This is a genomic window from Limnohabitans sp. Jir61, assembly GCF_003063545.1.
Classification (GTDB): Bacteria; Pseudomonadota; Gammaproteobacteria; order Burkholderiales; family Burkholderiaceae_C; genus Limnohabitans.
This window is the reverse complement of sequence record NZ_NESD01000001.1, coordinates 70,351-84,680: the sequence shown is the minus strand read 5'-3', so window position 1 is coordinate 84,680 and position 14,330 is coordinate 70,351. Positions and strand designations below refer to the sequence as shown.

The 14,330-nt window shown below is 55.4% G+C and carries 9 protein-coding genes; 2 read left to right on the top strand and 7 right to left on the bottom strand.

Going from position 1 to position 14,330, the window contains the following annotated elements; translation table 11 throughout:
* Position 1: 1 nt before the first annotated feature.
* From B9Z35_RS00350 to B9Z35_RS00345, 3 genes are all read right to left on the bottom strand, one after another.
* The gene (locus tag B9Z35_RS00350) at positions 2–5,986 is read right to left on the bottom strand and encodes an excinuclease ABC subunit UvrA (protein WP_108281702.1); all 5,985 of its coding nucleotides are present in this window, start codon (positions 5,984–5,986) and stop codon (positions 2–4) included.
* 177 nt (positions 5,987–6,163) lie between these two features.
* Positions 6,164–6,334 (bottom strand): hypothetical protein, encoded by a 171-nt coding sequence (locus B9Z35_RS13005; RefSeq protein ID WP_199219745.1) that lies wholly within the window; start codon positions 6,332–6,334, stop codon positions 6,164–6,166.
* Between the two features lie 84 nt (positions 6,335–6,418).
* Positions 6,419–8,077: an MFS transporter gene (locus B9Z35_RS00345; RefSeq protein ID WP_108281701.1), complete on the bottom strand. Its 1,659-nt coding sequence runs from the start codon at positions 8,075–8,077 to the stop codon at positions 6,419–6,421.
* Between the two features lie 306 nt (positions 8,078–8,383).
* Between B9Z35_RS00345 and B9Z35_RS00340 the strand changes: the two genes are divergently transcribed.
* Positions 8,384–8,692: a DUF485 domain-containing protein gene (locus tag B9Z35_RS00340; protein WP_108281700.1), complete on the top strand. Its 309-nt coding sequence runs from the start codon at positions 8,384–8,386 to the stop codon at positions 8,690–8,692.
* Positions 8,689–10,482, top strand: coding sequence for a cation acetate symporter (locus B9Z35_RS00335; protein WP_108281699.1), 1,794 nt, complete (start codon positions 8,689–8,691; stop codon positions 10,480–10,482). The genes B9Z35_RS00340 and B9Z35_RS00335 overlap by 4 nt, the downstream gene beginning before the upstream one ends.
* A 380-nt stretch (positions 10,483–10,862) precedes the next feature.
* On the opposite strand, the gene B9Z35_RS00330 is transcribed toward B9Z35_RS00335, so the two are convergent.
* Genes B9Z35_RS00330 through B9Z35_RS00315 form a run of 4 tightly spaced genes read right to left on the bottom strand, consistent with a single transcriptional unit; the run spans position 10,863 to position 14,314 of the window.
* Positions 10,863–11,519, bottom strand: coding sequence for a 3'-5' exonuclease (locus tag B9Z35_RS00330; RefSeq protein ID WP_108281698.1), 657 nt, complete (start codon positions 11,517–11,519; stop codon positions 10,863–10,865).
* Positions 11,519–13,339, bottom strand: coding sequence for a DUF294 nucleotidyltransferase-like domain-containing protein (locus tag B9Z35_RS00325; protein ID WP_108281697.1), 1,821 nt, complete (start codon positions 13,337–13,339; stop codon positions 11,519–11,521). Before B9Z35_RS00325 ends, B9Z35_RS00330 begins: the two co-directional genes overlap by 1 nt.
* 26 nt (positions 13,340–13,365) lie before the next feature.
* Complete coding sequence (locus tag B9Z35_RS00320; RefSeq protein ID WP_108281696.1) at positions 13,366–13,998, bottom strand: 2-hydroxychromene-2-carboxylate isomerase; 633 nt, start codon at positions 13,996–13,998, stop codon at positions 13,366–13,368.
* 46 nt (positions 13,999–14,044) lie between these two features.
* Complete coding sequence (locus tag B9Z35_RS00315) at positions 14,045–14,314, bottom strand: DUF1289 domain-containing protein (RefSeq protein WP_108282746.1); 270 nt, start codon at positions 14,312–14,314, stop codon at positions 14,045–14,047.
* Between the last annotated feature and the right edge of the window lie 16 nt (positions 14,315–14,330).

Below are 14,330 nucleotides of genomic sequence, written 5' to 3'. Positions count from 1 at the left end.
GTCAAACCCGCGCGAGCACAGACTTCAAAGCAACACCCGTGTGCGTCCCCAACGCCACCACCGCTTCAGGCGTATCAGCCGCCACGATCAAACCACCACCATCGCCCCCCTCAGGTCCAAGGTCAATGATCCAATCCGCTTCGGCAATCACATCTAAGTCGTGCTCAATCACCACCACGCTGTGACCGCCGTCTACCAATCGATGCAACACGCGAATGAGTTTGTCCACGTCGGCCATGTGCAGGCCAACCGTAGGCTCGTCCAACACATACAGCGTGTGCGGCGCTTTGTTGCCGCGGCGGGTCACATCGTCACGTACTTTACTCAGCTCGGTCACCAGCTTGATGCGCTGCGCTTCACCGCCACTCAGCGTGGGGGAAGGCTGGCCGAGTGTGAGGTAACCCAAGCCCACGTCTTTGAGCAGTTGCAAGGGATGCGCGATGTTGGGCATGGTGGCGAAGAACTCCACCGCCTCGTCCACTTCCATTTGCAATACATCGCCAATGCTCTTGCCACGCCAACTCACCGCCAAGGTCTCGGGGTTAAAGCGTGCGCCGCGACAGGTTTCGCAGGGCACTTTCACGTCAGGCAGAAAGCTCATCTCAATTGTGCGCAGGCCTTGGCCTTCGCAGGTGTGGCAACGGCCTTCACCTGTGTTGAAACTGAAGCGACCTGCGCCATAACCACGGGCTTTGGCTTCGAGTGTTTCAGCAAACAGCTTGCGAATCGTGTCCCAAAAACCAATGTAGGTCGCGGGGCATGAACGAGGTGTTTTGCCAATTGGCGTTTGGTCCACTTCCAACACGCGGTCGATGGTTTGATAGCCGCCAAGAGCCGTACAACCTGCCCAAGCAGGATGTTTGCCTTCGTCGTCAAGTTTGCGACCTGCCTGCGTTGAACGCTGCGCCACCGCAGCCGCCACGTTGTGCAACAACACATCACGCGCAATCGTGGACTTCCCCGAGCCAGACACACCTGTCACGGCCACCAAACGCTTGAGCGGGATTTCAACACTCACGTCATTCAAGTTGTGCAATGACGCACCTTCAAGCGACAACCACTGAAGCGCAGCGGCATCAACCGATGCAACTTCAGCAACAGGCGCAACCGCCTTGCGTTTACCCACCTTCGCGGAGGATGTGGCGTTGCCGGGTGACGATTTTGGCTCGCCGCATGAGGAGCCCGGCAATGCCTCATCCTTCGCAGCGAGCGCGGCAGATGCAGCAGCAAAGGCAGCCAAAGCAGCCTCAGACACAGGCCGTCGCGCCTGCAACGGATGTCGCATCGCGTGCAATAAATATCGCCCCGTCTGCGATTCAGCTTGGTCAGTGATGTCCTTCACAGAACCCTCACCCATCAACCGTCCGCCGCGCTTACCCGCGCTAGGCCCAATGTCGATGATGTGGTCCGCGCGTCGAATGGTGTCTTCGTCGTGTTCCACCACCACCAGCGTGTTGCCCTTGTCACTCAGCAAGTGCAGTGCATTCAACAAAATTTGGTTGTCACGCGCATGCAAGCCAATCGTGGGCTCGTCCAACACATAGCAAACGCCTTGCAAGTTGCTACCCAACTGAGCTGCCAAGCGAATGCGTTGCGCTTCGCCACCACTGAGCGTGGGAGCGCCACGGTCGAGGGTGAGGTAGTTCAAGCCCACTTGCTCTAAGAACTCCAAACGGCTCTTGATTTCTGGCAACAGGTCGCGCGCGATGTCGCCATCACGGCCCGTCATCGCCAGCTTTTCCACCCACTTGCGAATCTCGGTCACGCTCAAGCGTGCGATGTCGGTGATGCCCACACCTGCAAACTTCACCGCACGCGCGGTGGCGTTCAAACGTGTGCCTTCGCAGGTCGGGCACGCCACGTCGACCAAATCATCCACATCGGGCTCGGCAAAGGTTTGCTCGCGGCCTTTGTCTTTGTCGTCACGTACCGAATCGTCCAGCACTTTGCGTTGGTCTTTGTTGAGCTTCACGCCTGTGCCCACGCAGTCAGGGCACCAGCCGTGTTTGCTGTTGTACGAGAACAAGCGCGGGTCCAACTCGGCATACGAGGTATCGCACACCGGGCAAGCGCGCTTGGTGGAATACACATCCAAGCGGCCAATGCTGTTGGTGTCCGTGCCAGCCTCCATCGCTTCACGCAGGCCGTCCAACTGACTCAGCACATGCACCACGCCTTTGCCATGTTCTAGCGCAGTCGTCAGTGCTTGGCGCAAAGCAGCTTCGTTTTGTGCAGACACCTCTAGGCTAGCCACTGGTAATTCAATGGTGTGCTCTTTGAAACGGTCCAAACGTGGAAAGCCGTTAGTGGGCAAGAAGTGGCCATCCACGCGCAAGTGCGTGTAGCCACGCGGACGCGCCCAGTCGGCCAGCTCGGTGTAAACGCCTTTGCGGTTCATCACCAAGGGGCTCATCAGGCCAATGTGTTGGCCTTTGAACTCACGCATCAGCTGCGCCGCAATGCGCTCAGCCGTTTGCGGCTGCACCGCAGCGCCATCGTGCGTGCAATGTTGCGTACCTAGTTTGACGTACAGCAAGCGCAAAAAGTGCCACACCTCGGTAGTCGTTCCCACCGTGGACTTGCGACCACCACGGCTCAATCGCTGCTCGATCGCCACTGTGGGCGGGATACCGTACACCGCATCCACCTCAGGGCGGCCAGCGGGCTGCACGATGCTGCGTGCGTAAGCGTTGAGGCTTTCTAAATAGCGGCGCTGACCTTCGTTGAACAAAATGTCAAACGCGAGCGTGGACTTGCCCGAGCCCGAAACGCCGGTGATGACGTTGAACTTGCCGCGTGGAATGTTCACGCTCAGGTTTTTGAGGTTGTGCTCTTTGGCGTTGATGATTTGAATTGCACCATCGGCAATTGAAACACCACGCGCAGCCTTGGCGAACCTTGCTGCACCTTCAGCTGCCAACAAACCAGCAGAGGCTTTTTTACCATCAATCTCGTACACCACCCCCATGGAAGCGGCGTAGTCACGCAAGGCTTTGCCCGTGTGCGATGTGGGATGCAAGCGCACGTCTTCTGGCGTACCTTCGGCGACCAACAAACCACCGGCATCGCCGCCTTCGGGGCCAAGGTCAATGAGCCAGTCGCTGGCTCGAATTACATCTAAGTTGTGCTCAATGACGATGAGCGAGTTGCCGTCTTCCAGCAAGCGGCGCATAGCGCGCATGAGTTTGGCGATGTCGTCAAAGTGCAGCCCCGTGGTGGGTTCGTCGAACAAGAACAACACGCCTTTTTTGGCGAGCGATTGGCGGCTCGATGTTTTGGCTTTGGCGGCTTCGGCCAAGAAGCCTGCCAACTTCAAACGTTGCGCTTCGCCGCCGCTGAGCGTGGGCACAGGTTGACCAAGCTTCACATAGTCCAAGCCAACGTCAACGATGGGCTGCAAGGTGCGAACGACTTCGCGATCGTTGGCAAAAATCTCTAACGCTTCACCGACTGTGAGCTCCAACACATCTGCCACGTTGAGGGTGATTCGTGTCGTGACTGCGGGGGCAACGTCTTGCTCCTCTTCGCTTCGCTCAGAATGTCGCTGCACCGTCGCCCCCGCAGCCACGCCACGAATTTCGCGCTCGATGCGGACTTCTAGGATTTCTGGGCGGTAACGTTGGCCGTTGCAGTCTTGGCATCTTAGGTAGACATCGCTTAAGAACTGCATTTCTACGTGCTCGAATCCCGATCCACCGCAAGTTGGACAACGGCCATCACCGCTGTTGAAGCTGAACTTTGAAGCCGTATAGCCACGCTGTTTGGACAACGGAGCGACCGCGAAAATTTCGCGCACTGCGTCCCACGCACCCACGTAGCTGGCGGGGTTAGATCTTGCGGTTTTACCGATGGGCGATTGGTCAACAAACACCACATCGCTCAGGTAGTCCGCACCTAGCAAACGGTCATGTGCGCCTGGTGTTTCTGTGGCGCGGCCATAGTGACGCAACAGTGCTGGCGTGAGGATGTCTTGAACCAGGGTGGACTTGCCAGAGCCGCTGACGCCGGTGATGCACACCAAGCGCTGCAACGGAAACTCAATGCTGAGGTTTTGTAGGTTGTGCTCGCGTGCGCCTTCGAGAATCAAGCGTGGGGTGTTGTCCGTGACTAAACGCTTGAGGCCAAGGCCAATGGTTTTGCGCGCACCCAAGTACGCGCCAGTTAAAGTGTCGGCCGACTTCAAAGCTTCGGTCGTGCCATCAAACACAATTTGCCCGCCCTTCACGCCGGGGCCTGGGCCCATGTCGATGATGCGGTCAGCGCACATCATGACAGCTGGGTCGTGCTCCACAACCACCAGCGTGTTGCCCGCATTGCGCAAGCGCAGCATGGCTTCGTTGATGCGATTCATGTCGCGTGGGTGCAAGCCTATGCTGGGCTCGTCCAACACAAACAAGGTGTTGACCAACGAAGTGCCAAGCGCCGTGGTGAGGTTGATGCGTTGCACCTCGCCGCCACTGAGCGTGCGGCTTTGACGGTCGAGGGTGAGGTAGCCAATGCCCACATCGCTGAGGTATTTCAAACGCGTGCGAATTTCATCCATCAGCAAGTGCAAGGCTTGCGCGTCTGCGCCAGCCACATCCACCTGCGTGGCGTTGAAGAACTGATGCAACTTGTCGATGGGCAAGAGCATCAAGTCATGCAGGCACAAGCCAGGCATGGCTTCGAGTTGCGCGCGCGTCCATTGCACGCCTTGTGGCAAGAAGCGCTTGGCCGCAGGCAGCACCGCATCGGCATGCTCTTTGGTGCCAATGCGCCACAACAAACTATCGGTTTTCAAACGCGCGCCTGCGCAGGTGCCGCAGGGTGTGTAACTGCGGTACTTAGACAGCAGCACACGGATGTGCATCTTGTAGGCCTTGCTCTCCAAATATTCGAAGAAACGCTTGACGCCGTACCACTGGTGGTTCCATTTGCCTTTCCACAAGGGTGATCCGTTGATCACCCAGTCTTTGTGTTCTTGGCTCAGCTTGTACCAAGGTGTGTCACGCGGAATGCCTTCGGCTTCGGCGTGGCGCATCAAGTCTTCTTGTGTTTCCAGCCACGCTGGGGTTTGAATGGTTTTGATCGCACCGGCACGCAAGGTGAGCTTGTCGTTGGGAATCACCAGCCCGTAGTCCACACCAATCACGCGGCCAAAGCCTCGACAGGTGTCGCAGGCACCCACCGCGGAATTGAACGAGAACATCGAAGGGATGGGGTCGCTATAACGCAGATCGCTGTCGGGGCAATGCAGGCCGGTAGAGAAGCGCCAGAGTTCAGGCGTAGCTTCTGCGTCTAAAGACCAATACACATTCAGTCGGCCACCACCACGCTTGATGGCAAGCTCAATCGCTTCCACGACACGGGCTTGTTCGGTGTTGCCCAGCTTGAAACGATCCGCCACCACATCCAACAATTTGCGCGGACCCGTGGGCGTGGCCACCTCACGCTCAGCGTGAATGCGGGTGAAGCCACTCGCACTGAGCCACTGCTCCACTTCGGCCGATGTGGTGTTGGCGGGCAACTCCACTGGGAAGGTCATGATGAGTCGCGGGTCTTGCGGTTGTGTGGCGCAACGGCGCTGCAGCTCGGCATAAATGGTTTGCGGCGTGTCGTGCTGCACAGGCTGTGCGGTTTGTCGGTCAAACAAATTTCCGGCTCGCGCGATGAGCAACTTCAAGTGGTCGTTCAGCTCGGTCATCGTGCCCACGGTGGAGCGCGAGCTGCGTACGGGGTTGGTCTGGTCAATCGCAATCGCGGGGGGCACGCCTTCGACCTTGTCCACAGCTGGGCGGTCCATGCGGTCTAAGAACTGACGCGCGTAAGCGCTGAAGGTCTCTACGTAGCGGCGCTGGCCCTCAGCGTATAAGGTGTCAAACACCAAACTTGATTTGCCCGAGCCGCTGGGGCCGGTGACCACCGTCAGCTCGCCCGTGCGAATGTCGAGGTCTAAGTTTTTGAGGTTGTGCTGGCGTGCGCCACGAATGCGGATGGTGCCTGTCATGGCGGGACCTTTTGAAGTGTGGCAAATATTTTAGAGATTCGCACAGGCCCGCATCGGTGTCGGGGCATTGCCACACATAAGCATTCAATCTGTCAATCTTTGAGCGGCCCGCAGGTCAGTACAAAGCAAAACGCCACGGACCAGCCGTGGCGTTTTGACAAGCGAAGTAACGAAGAATTACTTGGCAGCAGAGGCGTCAGACGCTGCGCCTGATGCGGCTTCAGCAGGTGCGTGCACCGCATCAGCACCGTGCTTTTCACCGCCCATATCCAAGTTGTTGCCACCTTTGAGAATGACGAACATGGCCAACGCCGCGAAGAGAACGAAACCTACAAAAATTTTCAACATATCAAGTCTCCGAAATCAGTAAAAAGCCCTCCACGAGGGAGGGCTTGAATGTAGCACTCGGGTCACCCCGAGATGCTGACAGTTTTAGTCGTGTTCGTAGATGTCGACGTCTTTGGTTTCTTTCACAAAGATCATACCTATGACGAAAGTCATACCCGCAATGATGATCGGGTACCACAAGCCGTTGTACATATTGCCGGTCTGCGCCACGATCGCAAAAGCGGTGGTGGGCAGCAAGCCGCCGAACCAGCCGTTACCGATGTGATAAGGCAGAGACATGGATGTGTATCGGATGCGCGTGGGGAACATTTCCACCAACATCGCAGCGATGGGGCCATACACCATGGTCACCAAAATCACCAAGTAAGTGAGGATGATGGTGATCTTGACTTGGTCCACTTTCGCTGGATCAGCTTTGGCTGGGTAGCCAGCTTCTTTCAAAGCATCAGCCACGGCCTTCTTGAAATCAGCTGACTTAGTTTTTGCCTCATCAGCTGGCAAGCCTTTAGAGCTGTAGCTCGCGATTTCTGTTTCACCAATTTTGATGGTGGCTGGTGTACCAGCAGCACCGGCAGCGTTTTCGTAGCTCACAGAGCTGGCAGCCAACACTTGCTTAGCAATGTCGCATGAGCTCGTGAACTTCACAGTGCCTGTGGGGTTGAACTGGAATGAGCACTCAGCTGCATCAGCGGTGACCACCACTTTGTTCTTTTGTTGTGCCGCGTACAAGTCTGGGTTAGCAGCCTTGGTCAGCGCTTCGAACACGGGGAAGTAAGTCAATACAGCCAACAAGCAACCCAACATGATGATCGGCTTGCGGCCAATCTTGTCAGACAGTGATCCGAACACGATGAAGAACGGTGTACCAATCAACAAAGACACAGCCACCAAAATGTTGGCTGTTGCGCCGTCCACTTTCAACGCTTGCGTCAAGAAGAACAAAGCATAGAACTGACCCGAGTACCACACCACGGCTTGACCTGCAGTCAAACCGATGAGCGCCAAGATCACAATCTTCAGGTTTTTCCATTGGCCGAAAGATTCGGTCAGAGGGGCCTTTGAAGTTTTGCCTTCAGATTTCATTTTTTGGAAAGCAGGTGACTCGTTCATCGACAAACGGATGTAAACCGACACGGCCAACAAAGCGATCGACACAATGAACGGCACGCGCCAGCCCCATTCAGCGAAAGCAGCTTCGCCAATGGCAGTACGTGTACCCAAGATCACCATCAAGGACAGGAACAAACCCAAAGTCGCAGTGGTTTGAATCCATGAGGTGTAAGCACCACGCTTGTCGTGCGGTGCGTGCTCAGCTACATACGTCGCAGCACCACCGTACTCACCACCCAAAGCCAGACCTTGCAGCAAACGCAAGCAGATCAGGATGACGGGAGCTGCCACACCAATGCTTGCGTAATTAGGCAAGATACCCACGATGAACGTGGACAAGCCCATGATCAGGATGGTCACCAAAAAGGTGTACTTGCGACCGATCATGTCTCCTAAGCGGCCAAAGAAGATCGCGCCAAAAGGACGCACGATGAAGCCGGCAGCAAAAGCCAGCAATGCGAAGATGAAAGCAGAGCCTTCATCCAAGCCGCTGAAAAATTGCTTCGCAATAATTGCGGCGAGTGAACCATAAAGGTAAAAGTCGTACCACTCGAAAACGGTACCCAGAGAAGAGGCGAAGATCACCTTCTTCTCTTCCGCCGACATCGGGCGATCTACATCTAGTGTTGCCATACTTTTGTCTCCTTAGACTTTTATTGATTGCAGCCACATGGCAGTGACTGTGCGGCGACTGTGTGTGCCAAAGCTGACCAATTTCTGACACCCTTGCAGGCTGTAATGACTCTCGCCAAAAAACATTTGAAAAATACACCAATAAGCGTAATGGTTTACCCGAAAAACCCTTGATTCATCAAGCGGTCATAGGGTTTTCCACAGGGGCCTGCGTAAGTGCTTGGTCAGTACCCATTCACACAATGACTTGGTCAATGAAGGAGTCATCCTTCTTGCGTTTTTCAATAACCCAAATGGGAGATAACAATGAGTGATCCAGTGGTCGACAAGATCCAGAACCACCCGAAATACAAAGAACTGCGCGCTAAGCGCGGTGGCTTCGGCTGGTTCCTCGCCGTGTTGATGTTGGTCGTGTACTACGGCTACATCGCATTGATTGCATTTAACAAACCTTTCCTCGCACAACCTATCGGTGCTGGCGTGACGACCGTAGGTATTCCATTGGGCATGGGCGTGATCATTTTCACGATCGTGATCACCGGCATCTACGTGAACCGCGCTAACAGCGAATACGACGCGCTGACCAAGGAAATCTTGGAGGACGCTACAAAATGAAAAAAATCTCCACACTCCTAGGCGCATTCTTGGCGCTGGCTGCAGGCACCGCGTTCGCAGCAGGTGCAGACTTGGGTCAAACCACCAAGCAAGCCACCAACTGGACAGCCATCGTCATGTTTGCAGCCTTCGTGATCGCCACTTTGGGCATCACCAAATGGGCTGCTGCTAAAACCAAATCTGCTGCTGACTTCTACACAGCAGGTGGCGGCATCACCGGTTTCCAAAACGGCTTGGCGATTGCCGGCGACTACATGTCTGCTGCTTCGTTCCTCGGCATTTCCGCTGCTGTGATGGCATCGGGCTATGACGGCTTGATCTACTCCATCGGCTTTTTGGTCGGCTGGCCTGTGATCACCTTCTTGATGGCCGAGCGTCTGCGCAACTTGGGCAAATTCACATTTGCTGACGTTGCAGGCTACCGCTTCGCTCAAGCCCCTATCCGCGCCTTTGCTGCTTCTGGCACTTTGGTGGTGGTGGCGTTCTATTTGATCGCTCAAATGGTTGGCGCTGGTTCATTGATCAAGTTGTTGTTCGGCTTGGACTATTGGATCGCAGTGGTGCTCGTGGGCGCATTGATGATGGTGTACGTGTTGTTCGGCGGTATGACTGCGACGACATGGGTGCAAATTATCAAAGCCATCATGCTGCTCGCCGGTGTGACCTTCATGGCCTTCATGGTCTTGGCGCAATTCGGTTTCAGCCCAGAAGCCTTGTTTGCCAAAGGCGTTGAAGTGAAAACAGCATTGGCTGGCGTTGCTCAGGAAGCTGCGATTGCAGCGGCCACCGCATCTGCTGCCGCCGCTGCAACACCAGAAGCCGCTGCCGCTGCGTCTGCTGCATTGGAAAAAGCTGTTGCCACAGACCCAGCCAAAGTTGGCATGTCCATCATGGGCCCAGGCGGCTTCATCAAGGACCCCATCTCTGCCATCTCTTTCGGTATGGCTTTGATGTTCGGTACGGCTGGCTTGCCACACATCTTGATGCGCTTCTTCACTGTGCCTGACGCAAAAGAAGCTCGTAAATCTGTGTTCTGGGCAACCACATGGATCGGCTACTTCTACGTGTTGATTTTCATCATCGGTTTCGGTGCCATCACTTTGGTGATGACCAACCCTGAACTGAATGCTCAACTCAAAGCTGGTGGCGCCAACATGGCTGCTGTGCTGGTGGCTAAGGCTGTTGGCGGCGACGTGTTCTTCGGCTTCATCTCTGCCGTGGCATTCGCAACCATCTTGGCTGTGGTGGCTGGCTTGACTCTGTCTGGCGCATCTGCTGTGTCACACGACTTGTACGCCACGGTGTTCAAGAAGGGCAATGCTGACAGCGCTTCTGAGTTGCGTGTTTCTCGCATCACCACATTGGCTCTCGGCGTCATCGCTGTAGCCTTGGGTATTGCGTTTGAGAAACAAAACATCGCCTTCATGGTGGCCTTGGCTTTCGCGATTGCCGCGTCTGCTAACTTCCCTGTGTTGTTCATGTCTGTGCTGTGGAAAGATTGCACGACCCGCGGCGCCGTCATCGGTGGCTTCTTGGGGCTAATCTCTTCTGTGGCTTTGACCGTGGTGTCACCTTCTGTGTGGGAAGCCACACTGGGTAACCCCAAAGGTTCAGCATGGTTCCCATATGCTTCACCTGCCTTGTTCTCTATGACCATCGGCTTCGTGGGCATCTGGTTGTTCTCCATCTTGGACAACAGCGAACAAGCCAAGAAAGAGCGCGCAGCTTTCGCCGCACAACAAGTGCGTTCGGAAACTGGCTTCGGTGCTTCTGGCGCATCAGGTCACTAAGACCTTGGGTTACTGAGTCCTTCGGGGCTCAGTCCACTGAAAACCGAGCATTCGTGCTCGGTTTTTTTATGTCTGTTTGTTTTTATTGTTTCCGTTGACGGGGGGTGTGAGGGACACACAGACGCGGCTTACATCGCTTCGCGACGAATGGCGCCGCATCTGTATGTCCCTCACACTTTGTGTTTCGGATGGTTTTATGCGCAGCGGAGTAATGGCTAGGCTATGTATCTGCGTTCACAGCAACTGCAGGCACGCGGCACATCACTCGCTCACAAGCGAAAGCGAGGTGAGGTAGGCGAATACGGCGCCATTCGTCGCGCAGCGATGTAAGCCGTGTTCGCCTACCTCACCTCGCGCGTCAAAGAAGGGGAGCTAAAACCTCACGCACCACGCAGTTGACGCAACTTAATGAACGCCATTGCAGCCATCACAGCGTCATTCAAAGCATCATGCGCCTCACGCACCGGCAAATCCAAATCCGACATGATCGTGGCGAAGCGCAAATCAATGTTCGGATTAGTCTGCTGTTCATACGGCAGCATTTGACGAAACTTGTGGTCGTAATACATCGCCGAGACTTCGATCTTGGGCTGAGGCAAACCTTGCCCCAACAGTGGCCAGATGGCTTTGTTCAGCATCGCTACATCGAACTCTAAAAAGTAACCCACCAGCGGCCGGCTGCCAATGAAGCGCATGAGCTGTTTCATCGCCTCATCTGCGGGCAAGCCTTGCGCCACATCTTGTTCACGCAAACGGTGAATGCGCACGCTGTCAGCTGACACACCGCGCTCGGGACGCACCAACACTTCAAAGCGTTCACTGGTCATGATCTTGTTGCCCACGATGCGCACAGCACCAATGGAGATAATTTCGTCTGAACTCACATTCAAGCCTGTGGTCTCGCAATCAAGCGACACCCATTCGTTGGGCGGTGGCTTGTCAAACATGAAGCGAAACTCCGGCAAGCCTAAGTGGTAAATCAACCACTCACGCTTGAGCGTGCGCCACCAACGTGTGGGAGAAATGATCGAGGGCATCAGAGGGTGTCTAGTTTGAAACGGCTGCGTAACAAGCCTTTGAAGTGTTTGACCACACCCAACGCATCCTTGAGCAAGTCGCGCTCCAAGGTCGAAAGTTTGGCAACGTTGACCAAGCCAGATACGGTACGTTGTGTCTCCATCTCGGTCACGCCAGCTTTGAGCTTGAGGCCCATCAAGAAATGCAAAGTTTGTGTGAGGTCTGCGCCAAGTGCTGGCGTGATCACGTGCTTCACCACCAAGGCATCAATGCGGGCAGTCGTGCTGGTCTCTTGCAAATGCTCAGCCAGGGCCAAACTGCGTACCCCATGCACCAAGGGAAAGATGCCTTCTTTCTTGAGATGCAAGCCTTGTTGATCATCCAGCCCCAGCAAGCGGTTCCACCAGCCACTGCTATTGCCAAAGGCGTCGATCGACGCGGCAAAGCGCGCCAGCATGGCATCGTTGTCGGTGGCCAACTTCTGCAGGACTTGCTGCGCATCTTGCAAAAGGTGGGCATCACCACACACAGGGTGCGCGTCTAAAAAAATAGCCAAGTTCATCAAGCTGTTGGCATCGGGCATCAACAGCCACTGCTTGACCATTTGGCCAAAGTCATACGCGGTCTTACGCCACATCGGGTTGTTCACCATGATGTGCCCCGGGCACTCGGGATAACCAAATGCTGTCAGCGCTTGTGAGAACGATTGGCAAATATCTTCTAAATTTTCTGGTGGCGTGTAGCCGTCACGCAAGATGAGGCCATTGTCTTGGTCGGTCTTGAGCAGCTGCTCGCCTCGCCCCTCGCTGCCCATCACAAACAAACAGCTATTGGCGACCAAATCGGCAGGAGCGATGAGCTGCCATGCGCGCTCAAACAAACGCGCATTCAAGTCTTGCACCAAACGGGCAATCAAACTCACACGCGTACCACTGCGGTAGAGCGTAGTGACCATGCGGGTGATTTGCGTGGCCGCTTGCGCCAAGCCTTCAATGTCGACAGCGGCCTCCACTTGCACAGTGATCAGGTGTGAATGGTTGGACAGGAAGCTGAACAAGTCCAAAGCCTCCAGCACGCCCACCACATGATCGCCGTCCATCACCACCAAACGATGAACGCGATGGCGTTGCAGCAAGGCAAGGGCATCGCCCACCTGATCATCGGGACGAACACTGATGAGCTGAAAACCGGCCAGCTCACCCACCCGCTGTTGATTGAGAGGTGTGCCATTCAAAATCGCACGCTGCAAGGTGGATGCAGTGAAGACCCCCAGACGAGGCGGGGATGTTCTCTCATCACGGACGAGTACACACTTGGTACGCTGAACTTGCATGACATGCACAGCAGACACCACATCGGCATCCATACTCACAAAATGAGCAGGCCTCACAAATGCCTCATCTACACGCGAGAGCGTGAGCGACTGCAACTCATGCTGGCTTTGTCGCTGCGACAAAGCGGTGAGTTTGTTGCTCAAGTCAGAGAACAACAAGGCACCAAACGTGGCATTGCTCGCAATCAACTCGGTCACGGTTTGGCGTGCCAGCTGATAGGCCACCACCTCTTCTTGGGCAACGAATTTGTTACTGGTCTTACCAGCCACCAAGCCCCGTCCGTCAAACGTATCGTCAGGGCCGTAGGTAGTGATCACCTCATCACCGTCGTACTGCGTGACAAAGCCTTTGATAATGACGAACAAATGTGTGGGAGCTGTGCCCACATCAAGGATCGCTTCACCCTCGGGGTAATACACCACGTCCACGCTGTCGCGCACCAAGCGTTGCTGGTCGGGTGTTAAGCAATCAAACGGGGAGGCGGAAAAGTTAAAAGCGTTGGGCATAAGGCATTGTCAGGGCAATGCCCTATTCAACGCTTCACGCCTTGCTGGATACTTGCGGTGGCATCCCAAGCTGTGTCAAACCATTGATCTCCATCAAGGTAGGCGCGCATCATGGGCAAAGCATCCAAGCCCCAAAACACTTTGTCGTCCACGCAAAAGGTGGGCACGCCAAACACGCCGCGTGCAATGGCTTCTTCGGTGTTGGCTTTGAGCTGGCCTTTCACCTCTGACGTGTCCACCGAGCGCTGAGGGGCCAACTGCTGCGTGAGTTTCTGTAAACGCGCTGCATCGTCTGCCGCTGCGCCGCCCTGCCACACATGGTTGAAGATGGTTTCGCACACATAGCGGTTGGGCTCGCCGTCAGCACTGCAGGCGATGGCCAAACGCAACAAGGCCAGCGGATTGAAAGGGTGCGATTGAGGCATGTCCATCGCCACGCCGAGTTGCTTGGCTTGCCATAACACTTGGCGATAGGTCCACTCTCGCTTGCCTGCAATTTCAGCAGGGCCTAACTGGCCGTGGTGTTTGAGCATCGCGGCAAATAACACTGGCTTGTAAACCATGCGGTGGCTCACACTCATCAAACTTTTGGGCAAAGCCTCAAAGGCAAGGTAGGCGTAGGGAGAAATGAAATCGAGGTAGCAGGTGATGGTTTTCATAGCGTTCATCCTTCAGGTATTCAAAGCATCACGACGCACCGACGATTTATGTCGCTCCGTGGGCAGCCAAACGCTCACTGATCAGTTGCCATACCACCCGTTTTTCATCGGCATTGCGCTGCCCCCATCCACCGATTTCATCCAGCGTGCGCCAACAGCCTTCGCAGTAGGTCGTGTCGTCCGACATGCGGCAAATCGAGATGCAGGGTGATTCCAACACCTCATTGCTTTGCAGCACCCGCTTGGCCTGTGCGACTAAGCGTAAATCAGCGGGGGTTAGGCCTTGAGGCTTGGGAGTAAGTTCGCTTCCACACATGGTTACATTGTCAGCG